This is a genomic window from Paenibacillus oryziterrae (assembly GCF_042610485.1).
In the GTDB taxonomy this organism is placed as follows: Bacteria; Bacillota; Bacilli; order Paenibacillales; family Paenibacillaceae; genus Paenibacillus_AQ.
Map to the genome: position 1 here is coordinate 1 of NZ_JBGJZO010000001.1, position 15,241 is coordinate 15,241.

A 15,241-nucleotide genomic window follows, 5' to 3' on the forward strand; every position below is an offset into this window, starting at 1 on the left:
GGCGCGGGCAACGCCGCCGCGCACGGGCAAGGGACGCCGCTGGCACAGGCGGCGTCCTATGCGGCAGCCGGCGGCGATGAAGCCGCCGGCACGCTGAAGGGCGTGCTGCTGCAGCTGCTTGGCACAAGCGACGTTCCGCCGGCGGTGAAGGATGCCGCTGGCCAGGTTGTGCAGCAACTGACAGGACAGCAACTGCTGCTGAATACGGACCGCACGGCGCCATTCGCTCAGGTGACGTTGTTTCTACCTCTGAAAGGGCCGGACGGCGAAGAGACGGCATCCGTTCATATTCAGTCCCGCAGAGGACGCAAAGGTGAACTGGATGCGGCGAATTGCCGGTTGTGGTTTGATCTGAACATGAAGCAGATGGGACAGACCTTGGTGGATGTCCAGGTCGTCGATCATATTGTGAGTCTTAAGCTTCACAATGATAACCCGTGGGTGCTGGATTTGCTGGAGGAACGCCGGGATGATATTAAAACGGCGGTAGAATCCATTGGCTACCAGTTGTCCGCTCTTAAGACAGAACCTCTGCCTGTGCACAAGACGGCGGAGTCTGAGCGAACTGGCGGCAAGCTGGCGGATTTTGTACCGGACGCCTATAAAGGAGTGGACTTCCGGATATGAGTGAACCCTCTGAAGAAATTGCACAGCGTATGAAAAAAGCGGTAGCCCTTAAATACGTACCAGGCCAAAGTGATGCACCGGTTGTGATCGCCAAGGGGCAAGGGGCTGTCGCGGATATGATTTTACAGAAAGCCAAAGAGAACGGGATCGCAGTTCAAGAGGACGCAGCACTCGTGGAAGTACTGTCCAAGCTTGACTTGGATCAGCAGATTCCGCCTGAACTCTACCAATTGGTTGCGGAAATATTGAGTTATGTATACCGGAGTGACCGGTTGGCCGGAGCACGGAGGCAAGAATGACCCAAACAGGTTCCGGAGTTTTATATAATCGCAAACAAAAGGGACAGGCTGCCGAAGAAGCTGCAGTGACGTATTTAACTTCTCTCGGTCATACCGTTCTGGCGAGGAACTGGCGCTGCCGAAGTGGTGAGATCGATATTATCTATGAAGCGGACGGGCGGCTATTTGTCGTAGAAGTGCGAAGCCGCAGTCACAATGTGATGCAGGGAACACCAGAAGAATCAGTAAATACCCGCAAAATAGCACAGGTTCGCAGTACAGCGGCGGTATATCTGCACACAACACATCAAACGGAACGACTGCTTTCATTTGAAGTGATCAGTGTGAGGCTGAACAAGGATTTGAGTATAGCTTCTTTACATCATATACGGGAGGCGTTCTAAGAATCATACACTTCCTCATTTAATGAAAATAATTGGATTTTTTTGCCGAATGTCATCCGGAAGCCTGCACTTATGGGTCATTTGAGAACCTAAATGGGTAAACAGTATTGTAAACTTCAATGTCACGTAGAGGGGGGGGCTGGCCGGTTGAATAAGCAACCATATGACGTACATGTTGGTTTTGAGTGTCAGCAATGTACCCATAAAATAGAAGCGGTATTCAGCGGGAATCCGATCTTGGTTATATCATGTGCTAAATGTTATAGGACATACACCATTATGCGTCCAACGATAGCTGAGGAAATTTTGATTGACTGGGAAAATGAAGCCATGTTTCAAAAAATACGTGCCGACCGTACCCAAAGTGATAACAGCAGCTTGATGTCGCTGATTATTAAGGTCATCGAGCTTTTGACTTGGCGCGACAAAGGGGATGGACAGGTTATGGCGATCCAGGCTATGCGGGAATGGCTCGTCAAGAATGAAACCGCAGTTTCCCCGATTACGGAACTCATGCAGACCCAAGTCGATGAGAAGCGGAGAAGATTCAATAGGCGTGATTTTGGAAAGTAACCCGGTGACATGTGTCGAATATTCGGCGATAGGGAATTCCTTTCGGAAATAAGGAAATCGGATACATCTTTATTAAAGCTCCTGGAATGCTCCCAATATTGGAGAGCCGGAGCTTTTTTTGTATAGTGAAGGATAACTGAAAATGAGATGAAGGGAAGCGGATGATATGCAGGACGTTTATTTTACCTCAGACCATCATTTTGGACATAAGCAAATTATAGATTTTGAATCCCGGCCGTTTACGGATGTGGAACAGATGAATGAAACCATGATCTCGGCATGGAACAGTGTTGTTGCAAAAGGAGACAAGGTTTTTCACCTCGGGGATTTTTCCTTTTTGAATAAAGAAACCACCCAGGCAATCCTTGCCAGGTTGAATGGCTATAAAATACTGATAATGGGCAACCACGACCGCGGCCGAAGCCGGACCTGGTGGCTGGATGCGGGTTTTGCCGAGGTCATGGAATATCCGCTGATTTATAAGGAGTTCTTCTTTCTCTCGCATGAGCCGATGTACATGAATAAGCATATGCCTTACGTGAATGTGCATGGTCATATCCATGGGCAAAAGTATGAAGGGAAAAATCACTTCAATATTTGCGTAGAACACTGGGACTACAAGCCCTTGTCCTTTGAACAAATTCGTGATGCGGTAGTTGTGAGCGAAGAGGGCTAATAATTTCCGATATGGCCTATTCAATGGTAGCTGTAATTGTTCTTCACTAGATAATGATTTTGTAAAAGGGGTTCCTTGGCCTAACAGCCTAGGATACCCCTTTTTTTTGAATTCCAAATATTTTACGCACCTGTGTCTCAGCCGTGCTCCTCTGCCACCGCTTGCCGGTCCAGATTACGGTATTGAACAGCTTCAGCAAGATGAGCGGCTGTGATTTCTGTGGCCCCGTCCAGATCGGCAATAGTGCGTGCCAGCTTAATGATGCGGTCATGCGCCCGCATGCTAAGGCCGAGAGACTCCAGGATATGCTGCAGCATCTCTGACTCGGCGGCCCTAAGAGCGGCGTAACGCCGCAAAGCCGAGCCGGATAGCTCGCTGTTCCAGGAGATGGGAAGATTCTTGTAACGTTCGCTTTGTATCTGTTGGGCAGCTACGACATGCTCTCTCATTTCTGCTGAGGAGAGTGTAGGTCCTCTCCGGTCCAGATCCTTTGGCCTGGGAACATCAACCTGAAGATCGATACGATCTAGAAGCGGGCCTGAAATTTTAGATCTGTAATGGGCGATGCGGGCAGGACTGCATGTGCATCTCTGCTGGAGGCTCCCGCTACCCAGAAATCCGCAGTGACATGGGTTCATTGAGCAGGCCAGCATGAATTGTGCCGGAAAGGTGAAAGCTGCCCTGGCTCTGCTGATCGTCACGACCCTGTCCTCCAGTGGCTGCCGCAGTACTTCTAGCACATAACGCGAAAATTCCGGCAGTTCATCAAGGAACAGCAAGCCGCGGTGTGCGAGGCTCACTTCACCAGGCTTCGGAACGCCGCCGCCACCGATCAGACCGGCAGCTGATATCGTATGATGAGGTGAACGAAAGGGTCGGCTGCGTAGCAGTCCGCTGTGAGCATCCTTCAGCTTGCCTGAAGCGCTGAAGATCTTGGTTACTTCAAGTGCTTCACTGTCGGTAAGTGGAGGCAGAATTCCTGGCAGACGTTTAATTAGCATTGTTTTCCCTGTCCCTGGCGGTCCAATTAGAAGAATATTATGCATTCCCGCGGCTGCTATGGTTAAAGCTCGCTTCACATGGTGCTGGCCGATCACATCGCTGTAGTCGTCAGTCATATCCATAGCTACGGGCTGTACCAGAGTATGAATGGAGACAGGAGGGATGTATTTCAAATGCTCGATTGAGAGTGCCAAGACTGGTGGTGGCTCTTTGCCCGTATCGCTACCACCACCGCCACCTCCATTGCTGACGGTAACGGGAAATGGGAGTACGTTTAATGCCGCAACATCCGGACTGTTTATCGAAGACGACTCAGTATCCACCGGATCAAGGTACTGTAACGGGTGCTGTTCTCCTGAAAGAGATGGCGGGGTTCCGAAATCGCCGGATACCCCCGTCGTGGAGACACCGTATAATTCCACGCCGGATTCTCTGCGTGTCGGTGTCCCGTTACCCCCGGAGAACACTGGCTCGCCATCAATCTGATCATATTTCTCTTCATTCCTCCCTGGCGGCAGCTCTCGCAGGTGATCGGCGGCATATATGGTCATGCCGCTAATTAATGCTGCTTCCGCCGCGTTCCCTCGCGGCAGCAGTACCGCTTTGAAGCCGGCCCGGCGTGCGGCTTCAACCATCGCCAGTACGCCCGTTACCGGGCGAAGGCTGCCGTCAAGGGCAAGCTCTCCGATCAGCAGCATCTCCCCGGCAGAAGGCATGACAAGCTGTCCGCTTGTCGTCAGGATGCCGAGGGCGATGGCCAGATCGAAGGCCGAGCCTTCCTTGCGCAGGTCTGCCGGCGCAAGATTGATGGTGACGCGCTGCTGGGGATAGCGGTACCCGCAATTTTTAACCGCAGCGCGTACCCGTTCCACCGCCTCCCGGATCGCCGAGTCCGGGAGTCCGATGATATTCGATTGCGGGAGGCCGTTCGCCAGATCAATCTCCACACCGATCATTACGCCTTCTATGCCATACAGGCATGCACTGTACATCTTTCCATACATAACAAAAAGCACCTCTTCTTCGTTAGGTTTATGTCCTTAACTGGACGTCAAAACACTAAGAAAAAAGGTGCTTCCTTATTTTCCGGGCAGTATGTTCAATACATTCTCGTTCCATTATACAGAGCTTCAATGGTAAAACACAATGTCCATTTGTGCAGAAAGAGCCCTCCAATAGTCAGGTAAGGCTCAGGCTGGTCTTCAAGAGTATCGGTTACAGCACGTTCAGCTCTACAGCAATATTACCGCGGGTAGCGCGGGAATACGGGCAGGCAGCATGTGCACCTTCTACAAGCTTCTCTGCAGTTTCGCGGTCTACACCTTTTACCAGGACATCGAGCTTAACCGCGATTCCGAAACCGCCGTCTTCCACTTTGCCGAAGCTGACAGTCGCCGTAACTTCGCTGCCTTCAATTTTAACTTTACCTATACGGGCAACCATGTTCAGTGCACTGTCGAAGCAGGCAGAGTAACCGGCTGCGAACAATTGTTCAGGGTTAGTGCCTTCTCCGCCAGCGCCGCCCATTTCACGCGGAGTACTGATTTCCAACCGCAGCTCAGGGCTGCTGGACTCCACATATCCGCTTCTTCCGCCTACCGCTTTAACCGTTGTTTCATACATTTTTTGTTGTATAGTCATCATAATAATTTAATCGCTCCTGTCATAATTGTTTGTATACAATATAATTTAACACAATATAAATAGAAGTCAAATTATTTTTCGCTATTAACATGATATGAATTGCATTTTGTGATAAACTAAGGGCAAAAGGCGGGTGAATTTGATATGGATAAAAAGACAACAACTCCTGAACTGCTGCTAGAGAATCAGCTCTGCTTTACCATTTATGCCTGCTCACGGGAAATAACCAAGCTGTATCAGCCTTATCTGGACAAGATTGGGGTTACCTATTCCCAGTATCTTGTGCTGCTGGTGTTATGGGAGAAAGAGCAGTGTACAGTCAAGGAGATTGGTGAGGCACTGTTTCTGGATTCGGGAACACTGACTCCACTATTGAAACGTCTGCAGGCGGCAGGACTGATCGTGCGGGAGCGCTCGCTTCAGGATGAACGCAAAGTACTGATTTCCCTTACGGACAAAGGCTGGGCACTACAGAGTGAAGCAGCTTGCATCCCTAGTAAAATGATGGAAGGGACTGTCATGTCAGGCGATGAATTTGAGGATCTCCTTGGACAGTTTAAGAATCTTCTTAGCCGGGTGCATGAAGTGAATGTTAGCACTTCTATTAAATGAAGTAATTGGTTGTCAAGGTGATTGATCTCGGGACGGCATGAAATCAAGCGAAAATATGTGTATAAATGATGAAGGTTTTTAAGGAAAGCGTTTTAAAAACATGTTACAATATTCTGGGTTTCATTATTAGACATATAAGAAAGTATAAGGTCTGTTTATGCTTTCCTATATGTCGCTCGGAGAAGCAAGCCGCCCTCCGGGGCGTTATTTTGTTTCTGCTGGTTCCGGGAAAGTGTATATTGTACCTGTCTTACCATACCCTGCGGCAATCAAAACGGAAAGCGGAGACTGCAGCCGCCTGCAGAACCGCAACACTTAGGAGGCTTCCGGAATGAATATCCACGAATATCAGGGCAAAGAAGTGCTGAAGCAGTATGGAGTCGCAGTACCGAATGGAAAAGTGGCTTATACAGTGGAGGAAGCGGTCGAAGCCGCGGAGTCGCTGAATAGTCCGGTCGTCGTTGTGAAAGCCCAGATTCACGCCGGAGGACGCGGAAAAGCCGGAGGCGTTAAGGTTGCAAAGAGCCTCGAAGAAGTGCGTACGTATGCTAGTGAAATTCTCGGGAAGACGCTGGTGACACATCAGACGGGTCCGGAGGGCAAGGTAGTGAAGCGGCTTTTAATTGAAGAAGGCTGCCAGATTGTGAAGGAATATTACATTGGTCTTGTGGTTGACCGTGGCTCCGGCCGGGTGGTTATGATGGCATCCGAAGAAGGAGGCACGGAGATTGAGGAGGTTGCAGAGCATCATCCGGAGAAGATTTTTAAAGAAATCATTGATCCGGCTGTAGGATTGCAGACTTTTCAGGCCCGTAAGCTCGCTTATAGCATCTCCATTCCAGGTGAGCTGGTAGGCAAGGCTGTAAAGTTCATGCAAGCGCTCTATTCCGCTTTTGTGGATAAGGACTGTTCTATCGCCGAGATTAACCCTCTGGTGGTGACTGGTGACGGCAATATTATGGCGCTGGACGCTAAGCTGAATTTTGATTCCAACGCCTTGTTCCGCCATAAGGATATCCTGGAGCTTAGAGATTTTGATGAAGAAGACGAGAAGGAAATTGAAGCCTCGAAGTATGATTTGAGCTACATAGCACTGGACGGCAATATCGGCTGTATGGTGAATGGGGCGGGTCTGGCGATGGCGACGATGGATATTATTAAATATTATGGCGGTGAACCCGCCAATTTCCTCGATGTAGGCGGCGGTGCCACTACAGAGAAGGTAACGGAAGCATTCAAGATTATTTTATCCGACAGCAAAGTAAGCGGAATTTTCGTCAATATTTTCGGCGGTATTATGCGGTGTGACGTTATCGCAAATGGCGTTGTGGAGGCGGCAAGCCAACTGGGCTTAACTAAACCTCTGGTTGTCCGTCTGGAAGGGACGAATGTCGAGCTTGGTAAGCAGATTCTTGCCAGTTCCGGCCTGAATATCGTACCTGCCGATTCCATGTCTGATGGTGCCCGGAAGATTGTTGCTCTTGTACAGTAAACGGTTGACAATGAAGCTCTCATATATCGTATTTGACAATATAAGTAGGGATGTGACTAGTCATGAGCATTCTTGTAGATAAAAATACGAAAGTGATCACGCAGGGAATTACGGGTTCTACCGGATTGTTCCACACGAAGGGAGCACTGGATTACGGCACGCAGATGGTCGGAGGGGTTACTCCGGGCAAAGGCGGCACATTTGTCACTATTAAGCTCGACAATGGAACGGAAGCAAGCTTGCCGGTATTTGACACTGTGGTTGCAGCCAAGGCAGCAACCGGGGCAACAGCCAGTGTAATCTATGTTCCGCCTGCCTATGCAGCGGATTCCATTATGGAAGCAGTGGACGCAGAGCTTGATCTTGTAATTTGCATTACTGAGGGTATCCCTGTCCTGGATATGGTGAAAGTGTCGAGATATATGGAAGGGCGTTCTACAGTTCTAATCGGTCCGAACTGTCCGGGGGTTATTACGCCAGGAGAATGCAAAATCGGCATTATGCCCGGCTACATTCACATGCCTGGATATGTAGGGGTTATTTCCCGGAGCGGAACCTTAACCTATGAAGCTGTTCACCAGCTTACGACCCGTGGAATTGGCCAATCGTCAGCGGTCGGCATCGGCGGGGATCCGGTGAAAGGTTCGGAGTTCATTGATATACTAAAGTTGTTCAATGAGGATCCAGGCACGAAAGCAGTTATTATGATTGGTGAAATCGGTGGAACAGCGGAAGAGGAAGCGGCGGTTTGGATCCGGGATAACATGGTGAAGCCTGTGGTCGGCTTCATCGGCGGTGCTACAGCGCCTCCAGGCAAAAGAATGGGCCATGCGGGGGCTATTATTTCCGGCGGGAAAGGCACGGCAAGTGAGAAGATCGCGGTTCTCGAAGCTTGCGGAATTAAGGTAGCCCCAACCCCTGCGGAAATGGGTTCTACACTGGTAAGTGTTCTTGAGGAGAAAGGTATTCTTAATGCCTGTACGACACATTAAGACATATTTACCAGATGGCTCCACTTTGCCGTCATAATACGCTATAATCATTTCAAAGGTAAGCAACCTTTTGTTCCCAAGGGAATGAAAGGTTGCTTTTTTGTGTTTGTACGCAGTAACTAAACTCAAAGGGAGAGAAGAATCATGCTTGAACGCGATTTGGTGTTTGGACTAAATGAGATGGAAGGCATCGGTTGGAAAAGCATCAACCGTATCTACTGCGCGGGATTACTATCGGAGGATCTGTTTCGCTGGAGAAGCGAAGATTGGGAGGATGTCGGAATTAAGGGGAAGGTGGCAGTCAATCTGGCCTCCTTCTACTCGGAGGAATGGATTAATAGCAGGTACTCTTTAATGAAAGAAACCGGGGTTCAGATGATCACTGCTCTGGATGAGCAATACCCGGTCCGCCTGAAAGAAACCTCGCAGGCTCCCTGGGTGCTGTATTATATCGGGCATTTGGAACTACTTTCTCGCCCTTCTATAGCAATGGTTGGCACCCGTGTTCCAACTGCATATGGCAGAAGAGTGGGTACGGTGCTGGCAGGAGAGCTCAGCGCTGCAGGTCTAACTGTGGTGAGCGGCTTGGCAAGCGGGATAGATAGTGTGTGTCATGAGGCTGCACTTGTAGAGAGGGGAAGAACCATTGCAGTGATGGCTACAGGGATGCACCGTATCTATCCTCCCGAGAATAAAGAGCTGATGCGCCGGATAGCACACGACGGATTAGTATTGACTGAATATCCTATAGGAACCAAAAGCCATCCTGGATTGTTCCCGCAGCGTAACCGGATTATTGCCGGGCTTAGCCTTGGAACACTAGTAGTGGAAGCCGACAGCCGCAGCGGCTCGTTGATTACATCGGATGCGGCGCTTGAAGCTGGACGAGATGTCTTTGCTGTCCCGGGACCTATTACCTCCCCTAAAAGCCGGGGTGCGCTCGAGCTTATTAAGCAGGGGGCTAAACTGGTGACCGGTTCCGGCGATATATTGGAAGAATACCAGCATTATCTGCCTCAAAGTCCTGCTGAAGTGGCAGATAAACGGACTGGAGAATCTTTGGAGACCGACGCCCTTCTCGAAAAGAAATTGACAAGAGAGGAGTCCCAACTATACCATATACTGCATCAGGGACCATTTACTCTGGATGAACTGCTTGCAAGAAGCCGGTGGGATTTTGGACATTTGCATTCAGTTCTGTTATCTTTAATCATAAAAAAAGCGGTAACACAATTACCAGGCGCTATTTATAAGCTAATTTAAAAATATAAGAAGGTATAAGGTTCTCATTATACTATATATTTTTATATTTCTTCGAGAAATGGATGTCGCCCTATAAAGGATGGCATATCCGTTTGTTCTAGTATAGAAGTTGAGTTGTCAAGAGGGGGACGAATCCGTGGCGGATGCATTAGTTATTGTCGAGTCGCCGGCTAAGGCGAAAACGATCGGCAAATATTTAGGAAGTAAATATATCGTCAAGGCATCGATGGGACATATCAGAGATTTACCCAAAAGCCAGATTGGCGTTGAAGTGGAGAATGAATTCAATCCAAAATATATTACTATCCGCGGAAAAGGTTCTATTCTTAAAGAATTAAAAGACGCCAGCAAAAAAGTTAAAAAAGTATATCTGGCGGCTGACCCGGATCGCGAAGGGGAAGCGATTGCCTGGCATTTGGCCCATGCGCTGGATTTGGACAATACTCAGGAATGCAGGGTCGTGTTCAATGAGATTACGAAGCAGGCTGTGAAGGATGCTTTTAAGAGCCCGCGCAAAATTAATATGGATCTCGTTAACGCACAGCAGGCCCGAAGGATACTGGACAGACTCGTAGGTTACAAGATCAGTCCTCTATTATGGAAGAAAGTGAAGAAAGGTTTGTCGGCAGGCCGGGTACAGTCCGTTGCTGTGAAGATCATCATGGACCGAGAGAATGAGATATCCGCGTTTGTGCCTACCGAGTACTGGAGCATCACTGCAAAGCTTGCCATCCGTGAGTCTGAATTTGAAGCGAAGTTTCATAAGCTGAACGGCGAGAAGAAGGAGCTGCATCAGGAAAGTGAAGTCCGTGAAGTACTCGATGCAATTCAGAATTCTTCCTTTAAAGTAAGTGAGGTTAAGGAAAAAGAAAGACAACGTCACCCTTCTGCTCCGTTTACCACGAGCTCACTGCAGCAGGAAGCTGCACGGAAGCTTGGTTTCCGGGCAGCGAAGACAATGTCCGTGGCACAACAGCTGTATGAAGGCGTTGAGCTTGGCAAAGAGGGTACCGTGGGTTTAATCACTTACATGCGTACCGACTCCACCCGGATTTCTGTAACAGCACAGGATGAAGCGAAAGAATTGATAAGCGGCAAGTACGGAGATCAATTCATTCCGGAAACCCCTCGTCAATATTCTAAGAAAGCGGCCAATGCTCAGGAAGCGCATGAAGCGATTCGTCCTACCTCTGTGCTCCGCGAACCGGAGATGGTAAAGGAGTATTTGAGCCGTGACCAATTCCGCTTGTATAAGCTGGTATGGGAGCGTTTTGTCTCTAGTCAAATGTCCTCCGCCATTTTGGATACGCTGTCGGTGGATATAACAGCCGGCGCAGCAGTTTTCCGTGCTGTGGGATCCAAGGTTTCTTTTGCCGGCTTCATGAAGGTTTATGTGGAAGGCAATGATGACGGGAATACAGATGAAGAGAAATTCCTGCCGCAGCTTCAGGCTGGTGACGACTTGATTAAGAACGAGATCGAACCGAAGCAGCATTTCACCCAGCCGCCACCGCGATATACGGAAGCTAGACTGGTGAAGACGCTGGAAGAGCTCGGAATAGGGCGCCCGAGTACGTATGCGCCGACGCTTGAGACGATTCAGAAGCGCGGATATGTTGCCATCGAAGAGAAGAAGTTTATGCCCACTGAGCTGGGTGAGCTTATTATTGAGCAGATGGAACAGTTTTTCCCTGAGATCCTTAACGTAGAGTTCACGGCTAACATGGAGGGTGATCTTGACCATGTAGAAGAAGGTTCCGAGGATTGGGTTAAGGTACTGGGTGAATTTTACGAATCATTTGAGAAGCGTCTTATCTTTGCGGAAGAAGAAATGAAGGAAATTGAAATTGAAGACGAAGTCTCCGATGAGGTCTGCGAGAAGTGCGGTAAGCCGATGGTTTACAAGCTGGGCCGTTTTGGCAAGTTTCTGGCCTGCTCCGGTTTCCCGGATTGCCGTAATACCAAACCTATCGTGAAAGATATTGGTGTGAGCTGCCCGAAATGTCATGAGGGTAAAGTGGTTGAGCGGCGGAGTAAGAAAGGGAGAGTCTTCTACGGCTGTGATCAATATCCTGGTTGTGATTTCGTATCCTGGGATAGACCATCAGCCAAACCTTGCCCTGTATGTAATACATGGATGATCGAGAAGCGCAGTAAGCAGGGTACGAAGCTTCAATGTACGTCGTGCGACCATACAGAGGCCGTTGAGGACAACGAAGAAATAGCAGAATAATCGTCTCTACAGGAGGTATATGAAGTTGAAGGAAACAGCAAGAGTAACAGTAATCGGTGCAGGTCTGGCCGGAAGTGAAGCGGCTTGGCAAATTGCCTCGCGGGGGGTACCGGTAAGGCTGTATGAGATGCGTCCAGTTGTACAAACACCAGCGCATCACACGGCTCAATTTGCAGAGCTGGTATGCAGCAATTCGCTCCGGGCGAACGGACTTGGCAACGCGGTAGGCGTTCTGAAGGAAGAAATGCGCCGCCTCAATTCCCTTGTGCTTGGAGCAGCTGACCGTCATGCGGTACCGGCTGGAGGAGCACTTGCAGTGGACCGGGATGGGTTCTCAGGCGAAATTACCTCGGCCCTGCATAACCATCCTCTGGTAGAAGTCATAAATGAGGAACTTACGCATATACCGGAGGAAGGGATTGTTGTTATTGCCAGCGGGCCACTCACCTCTCCGGCGTTATCCTCGGAGATCAAAGCAATGCTTGGGGAGGAATATTTCTATTTCTATGATGCGGCTGCGCCGATTGTAGAGAAAGATTCTATTGATATGAGTAAGGTTTATTTGGCTTCCCGTTATGATAAAGGCGAAGCTGCTTATCTGAACTGTCCAATGACCGAAGAGGAATTTGACCGCTTTTACGAGGCCCTTATCTCTGCGGAGGTAACAACCCTAAAGGAGTTCGAGAAAGAGATTTACTTCGAAGGTTGCATGCCGATTGAGATCATGATGAAACGGGGCAAGCAAACGGCATTGTTCGGTCCGATGAAGCCTGTCGGATTGCTTAACCCTCATACGGGCAAGCTTCCCTTCGCAGTAGTTCAACTGCGTCAGGATAATGCGGCGGGAACGCTTTATAACCTGGTAGGTTTCCAAACCCATTTGAAGTGGGGAGAGCAAAAACGGGTATTCTCCCTCATTCCCGGCCTTGAGAATTCGGAGTATGTACGTTATGGTGTGATGCATCGTAATACATTCATTAACGCTCCCAAGCTGCTACATCCCACTTACCAGATGAAAGGCCGGGAGCGGCTCTTCTTTGCGGGTCAAATGACAGGAGTAGAAGGTTATGTGGAGTCTGCAGCTTCAGGGTTGATCGCCGGAATTAATGCGGCGCGTGCTGCTGAAGGCAAGGAAGGTTTAGTATTCCCGTCTGATACGGTGCTCGGTAGTATGCCGGCGTATATTACTTCTGCTGATCCGGAACACTTTCAGCCGATGAATGCCAACTTTGGACTTTTGCCAAAACCGGAGAAAAAAATACGAAACAAAAAAGAAAAAAATGAACTTCTCGCTAACCGCGCATTGGAGTCCTTGGCAGAGTTCGCCAGTCAAACAGGTCTGCCGCATTCCGCGCCTGAAGCAGAGGAACAGGTTCAATCCTAAGGAGGTCTGGAAGAATGGTTCCCAGTTTTCATGCAACCACGATCTGCGCAGTCAGACATAACGGACATGCGGCGATAGCCGGAGACGGTCAGGTTACCTTCGGGGAAAGTGTTATTATGAAGACGACCGCCAAAAAGGTGCGCCGTTTGTACCGTGGTCAGGTTATTGCCGGGTTCGCGGGTTCAGTTGCTGATGCAATAACATTGTTTGAGAAATTTGAAGGCAAGCTTGAGGAACATCATGGCAACCTGCAGCGTGCAGCGGTGGAGCTGGCAAAGGATTGGCGCCAGGACCGCATCCTGCGCAAGCTGGAAGCGCTCATGATTGTAATGGATAAGCAGGGCATGCTGCTGATCTCCGGCAACGGTGAGATTATTGAACCGGATGATGATGTGCTCGCTATTGGTTCAGGCGGCAATTTCGCTCTGGCTTCGGGAAGAGCGCTCAAACGCCATGCCTCCGGACTCAGTGCGGCAGAAATTGCTAAAGAGGCTCTACAGATCGCTTCTGAAATATGCGTGTACACGAATTCCAATATTATTGTGGAACAATTATAGCTTAAGAAGAGATGGAGGAAGTCACGATGGCGAATCAATCACTTACACCCCGCCAAATCGTTGCCGAACTTGATAAATATATTGTAGGACAGAAGCAGGCCAAGAAGTCGGTAGCAGTCGCACTTCGCAACCGTTACCGGCGCAGCCTGCTTTCTGAAGAACTTCGTGATGAAGTAGTGCCGAAGAATATTCTGATGATCGGCCCTACTGGAGTCGGCAAGACGGAAATTGCCAGAAGACTTGCTAAGCTAGTTAACGCACCTTTCATTAAAGTAGAAGCAACCAAGTTTACCGAGGTTGGTTATGTCGGACGCGATGTTGAGTCTATGGTTCGTGATTTGGTAGAGACGGCTATCCGGATGGTCAAACTGGAACGCACGGAGAAGGTCAAGGACCGCGCGGAGGAATTGGCTAATGAACGGATTGTGGGTATTTTGGTACCTTCGGCAACAAAGAACAAAGGCCAGCGTAATCCGTTTGAAATGATCTTTGGGAATAATGCCGGGCAGGAAGATTCAAAAGAAGATGCTGAGCAGGACGGAAGTCTCGGTGAGCGGCGTCGGGGTGTCCGCTTTAAGCTCTTGGCCGGGCAACTGGAAGATGACATCATCGAAATAGATGTGGAGGATACCGCTCCGACCATGATGGATATGTTCGCCGGACAAGGGAATGACCAGATGGGAATGAACATGCAGGAGATGTTAGGCAGTTTTCTGCCGAAACGGACTAAGAAACGTAAGCTCCCTATTCGGGAAGCGCGTAAAGTGTTGATTCAGGATGAAGCATCCAAACTGATTGATATGGATGATGTGATTCAGGAATCAGTGGCACGGGCTGAGCAATCAGGTATTATTTTTATCGACGAGATCGATAAGGTTGCCAGTCAAGGGAAAGGATCTGGTCCGGATGTATCGCGTGAAGGCGTTCAGCGGGACATCTTGCCGATTGTTGAGGGTTCGACGGTCATGACGAAATATGGCCCTGTGAAAACGGACTATGTGTTGTTTGTTGCCGCAGGCGCTTTTCATATTGCTAAACCCTCCGATCTGATTCCCGAGCTTCAAGGCCGTTTCCCGATTCGTGTGGAACTCAGCAGCCTGACGCTGGAGGACTTTGTGTCCATTTTGACCGAACCGGAGAATGCACTCACGAAGCAGTACGTCAATTTGCTGGCTACAGAGAATATTGAAATACAGTTCCAGCCGGAAGCGATACAGGAGATTGCCAGAATTGCCGCAACTGTCAACCAGAATATGGAGAATATTGGTGCGCGACGTCTGCACACGATTTTGGAGAAGCTGCTGGAGGATCTTTCCTTTGAAGCTCCAGAGCTGACGCTTGATACCATGGTCATAACACCGGAATATGTCCGCGAGAAACTTGCAAGTATCGCTATGGATCGTGATTTAAGTCAATACATTCTATAATTGACAACTTTCGTGCTGCTTTGTATAAATAGAGTGAAGAGAAGAATGAATTGAATGCATAATATTGTTTATTAAGT

The 15,241-nt window shown here is 49.1% G+C and carries 14 protein-coding genes and 1 pseudogene; 13 read left to right on the forward strand and 2 right to left on the reverse strand.

Features of this window, described 5'->3' with window-relative positions; all coding sequences use genetic code 11:
* The 5 genes and pseudogenes from ACAN55_RS00005 to ACAN55_RS00025 form a co-directional block, all read left to right on the forward strand.
* Positions 1-627: pseudogene (locus ACAN55_RS00005) on the forward strand (DNA ligase); the annotation flags it as partial.
* On the forward strand, positions 624-926 hold the full coding sequence (locus ACAN55_RS00010) for an EscU/YscU/HrcU family type III secretion system export apparatus switch protein (protein WP_379126486.1): 303 nt from the start codon (positions 624-626) through the stop codon (positions 924-926). The pseudogene ACAN55_RS00005 and the gene ACAN55_RS00010, both read left to right, overlap by 4 nt.
* The gene (locus tag ACAN55_RS00015) at positions 923-1,309 is read left to right on the forward strand and encodes a YraN family protein (RefSeq protein ID WP_379126488.1); all 387 of its coding nucleotides are present in this window, start codon (positions 923-925) and stop codon (positions 1,307-1,309) included. The genes ACAN55_RS00010 and ACAN55_RS00015 overlap by 4 nt, the downstream gene beginning before the upstream one ends.
* Positions 1,310-1,639: 330 nt before the next feature.
* The gene (locus ACAN55_RS00020) at positions 1,640-1,882 is read left to right on the forward strand and encodes a hypothetical protein (protein WP_379126490.1); all 243 of its coding nucleotides are present in this window, start codon (positions 1,640-1,642) and stop codon (positions 1,880-1,882) included.
* 166 nt (positions 1,883-2,048) lie between these two features.
* Positions 2,049-2,558, forward strand: coding sequence for a metallophosphoesterase (locus ACAN55_RS00025; RefSeq protein WP_379126492.1), 510 nt, complete (start codon positions 2,049-2,051; stop codon positions 2,556-2,558).
* A 137-nt stretch (positions 2,559-2,695) separates the two neighbouring features.
* Here the strand turns inward: ACAN55_RS00025 and ACAN55_RS00030 are convergent, their stop codons facing one another.
* A complete protein-coding gene (locus ACAN55_RS00030) occupies positions 2,696-4,564 on the reverse strand; it encodes a YifB family Mg chelatase-like AAA ATPase (protein WP_379126494.1) in 1,869 nt (622 codons plus the stop codon).
* A gap of 211 nt (positions 4,565-4,775) precedes the next feature.
* The gene (locus ACAN55_RS00035) at positions 4,776-5,204 is read right to left on the reverse strand and encodes an organic hydroperoxide resistance protein (protein ID WP_379126496.1); all 429 of its coding nucleotides are present in this window, start codon (positions 5,202-5,204) and stop codon (positions 4,776-4,778) included.
* A gap of 144 nt (positions 5,205-5,348) precedes the next feature.
* On the opposite strand from ACAN55_RS00035, the gene ACAN55_RS00040 reads away from it, so the two are divergent.
* The 8 genes from ACAN55_RS00040 to hslU all read left to right on the forward strand — a co-directional run bounded on the left by ACAN55_RS00040 (position 5,349) and on the right by hslU (position 15,164).
* Positions 5,349-5,816 (forward strand): MarR family winged helix-turn-helix transcriptional regulator, encoded by a 468-nt coding sequence (locus tag ACAN55_RS00040; protein WP_379126498.1) that lies wholly within the window; start codon positions 5,349-5,351, stop codon positions 5,814-5,816.
* Positions 5,817-6,147: 331 nt separating this feature from the next.
* Positions 6,148-7,308: an ADP-forming succinate--CoA ligase subunit beta gene (sucC, locus tag ACAN55_RS00045; RefSeq protein WP_379126500.1), complete on the forward strand. Its 1,161-nt coding sequence runs from the start codon at positions 6,148-6,150 to the stop codon at positions 7,306-7,308.
* Positions 7,309-7,370: 62 nt separating this feature from the next.
* Positions 7,371-8,300 (forward strand): succinate--CoA ligase subunit alpha, encoded by a 930-nt coding sequence (sucD, locus tag ACAN55_RS00050; RefSeq protein ID WP_379126502.1) that lies wholly within the window; start codon positions 7,371-7,373, stop codon positions 8,298-8,300.
* Between the two features lie 144 nt (positions 8,301-8,444).
* Positions 8,445-9,563: a DNA-processing protein DprA gene (dprA, locus tag ACAN55_RS00055; RefSeq protein ID WP_379126504.1), complete on the forward strand. Its 1,119-nt coding sequence runs from the start codon at positions 8,445-8,447 to the stop codon at positions 9,561-9,563.
* 136 nt (positions 9,564-9,699) lie between these two features.
* Positions 9,700-11,796 carry a type I DNA topoisomerase gene (gene topA / locus ACAN55_RS00060; RefSeq protein ID WP_379126506.1) on the forward strand — a complete coding sequence of 699 codons (2,097 nt, stop codon included), beginning with the start codon at positions 9,700-9,702 and terminating at the stop codon, positions 11,794-11,796.
* A 25-nt stretch (positions 11,797-11,821) separates the two neighbouring features.
* Positions 11,822-13,180 carry an FADH(2)-oxidizing methylenetetrahydrofolate--tRNA-(uracil(54)-C(5))-methyltransferase TrmFO gene (gene trmFO / locus ACAN55_RS00065; protein WP_379126508.1) on the forward strand — a complete coding sequence of 453 codons (1,359 nt, stop codon included), beginning with the start codon at positions 11,822-11,824 and terminating at the stop codon, positions 13,178-13,180.
* Between the two features lie 14 nt (positions 13,181-13,194).
* Positions 13,195-13,737 carry an ATP-dependent protease subunit HslV gene (gene hslV, locus ACAN55_RS00070; protein ID WP_379126510.1) on the forward strand — a complete coding sequence of 181 codons (543 nt, stop codon included), beginning with the start codon at positions 13,195-13,197 and terminating at the stop codon, positions 13,735-13,737.
* Positions 13,738-13,763: 26 nt separating this feature from the next.
* On the forward strand, positions 13,764-15,164 hold the full coding sequence (gene hslU, locus ACAN55_RS00075; RefSeq protein WP_379126512.1) for an ATP-dependent protease ATPase subunit HslU: 1,401 nt from the start codon (positions 13,764-13,766) through the stop codon (positions 15,162-15,164).
* The last annotated feature ends 77 nt before the right edge of the window (positions 15,165-15,241 follow it).

Excerpts from the sequence above, each read along its gene's own strand:
- ACAN55_RS00040 (WP_379126498.1), top strand. The coding sequence starts at position 5,349 with ATGGATAAAAAGACAACAACTCCTGAACTGCTGCTAGAGAATCAGCTC.
- ACAN55_RS00025 (WP_379126492.1), top strand. The coding sequence starts at position 2,049 with ATGCAGGACGTTTATTTTACCTCAGACCATCATTTTGGACATAAGCAA.
- ACAN55_RS00015 (WP_379126488.1), top strand. The coding sequence starts at position 923 with ATGACCCAAACAGGTTCCGGAGTTTTATATAATCGCAAACAAAAGGGA.
- ACAN55_RS00030 (WP_379126494.1), bottom strand. The coding sequence starts at position 4,564 with ATGTATGGAAAGATGTACAGTGCATGCCTGTATGGCATAGAAGGCGTA.
- dprA (WP_379126504.1), top strand. The coding sequence starts at position 8,445 with ATGCTTGAACGCGATTTGGTGTTTGGACTAAATGAGATGGAAGGCATC.
- ACAN55_RS00035 (WP_379126496.1), bottom strand. The coding sequence starts at position 5,204 with ATGATGACTATACAACAAAAAATGTATGAAACAACGGTTAAAGCGGTA.
- sucD (WP_379126502.1), top strand. The coding sequence starts at position 7,371 with ATGAGCATTCTTGTAGATAAAAATACGAAAGTGATCACGCAGGGAATT.
- sucC (WP_379126500.1), top strand. The coding sequence starts at position 6,148 with ATGAATATCCACGAATATCAGGGCAAAGAAGTGCTGAAGCAGTATGGA.
- ACAN55_RS00020 (WP_379126490.1), top strand. The coding sequence starts at position 1,640 with ATGTTTCAAAAAATACGTGCCGACCGTACCCAAAGTGATAACAGCAGC.
- ACAN55_RS00010 (WP_379126486.1), top strand. The coding sequence starts at position 624 with ATGAGTGAACCCTCTGAAGAAATTGCACAGCGTATGAAAAAAGCGGTA.
- hslV (WP_379126510.1), top strand. The coding sequence starts at position 13,195 with ATGGTTCCCAGTTTTCATGCAACCACGATCTGCGCAGTCAGACATAAC.
- hslU (WP_379126512.1), top strand. The coding sequence starts at position 13,764 with ATGGCGAATCAATCACTTACACCCCGCCAAATCGTTGCCGAACTTGAT.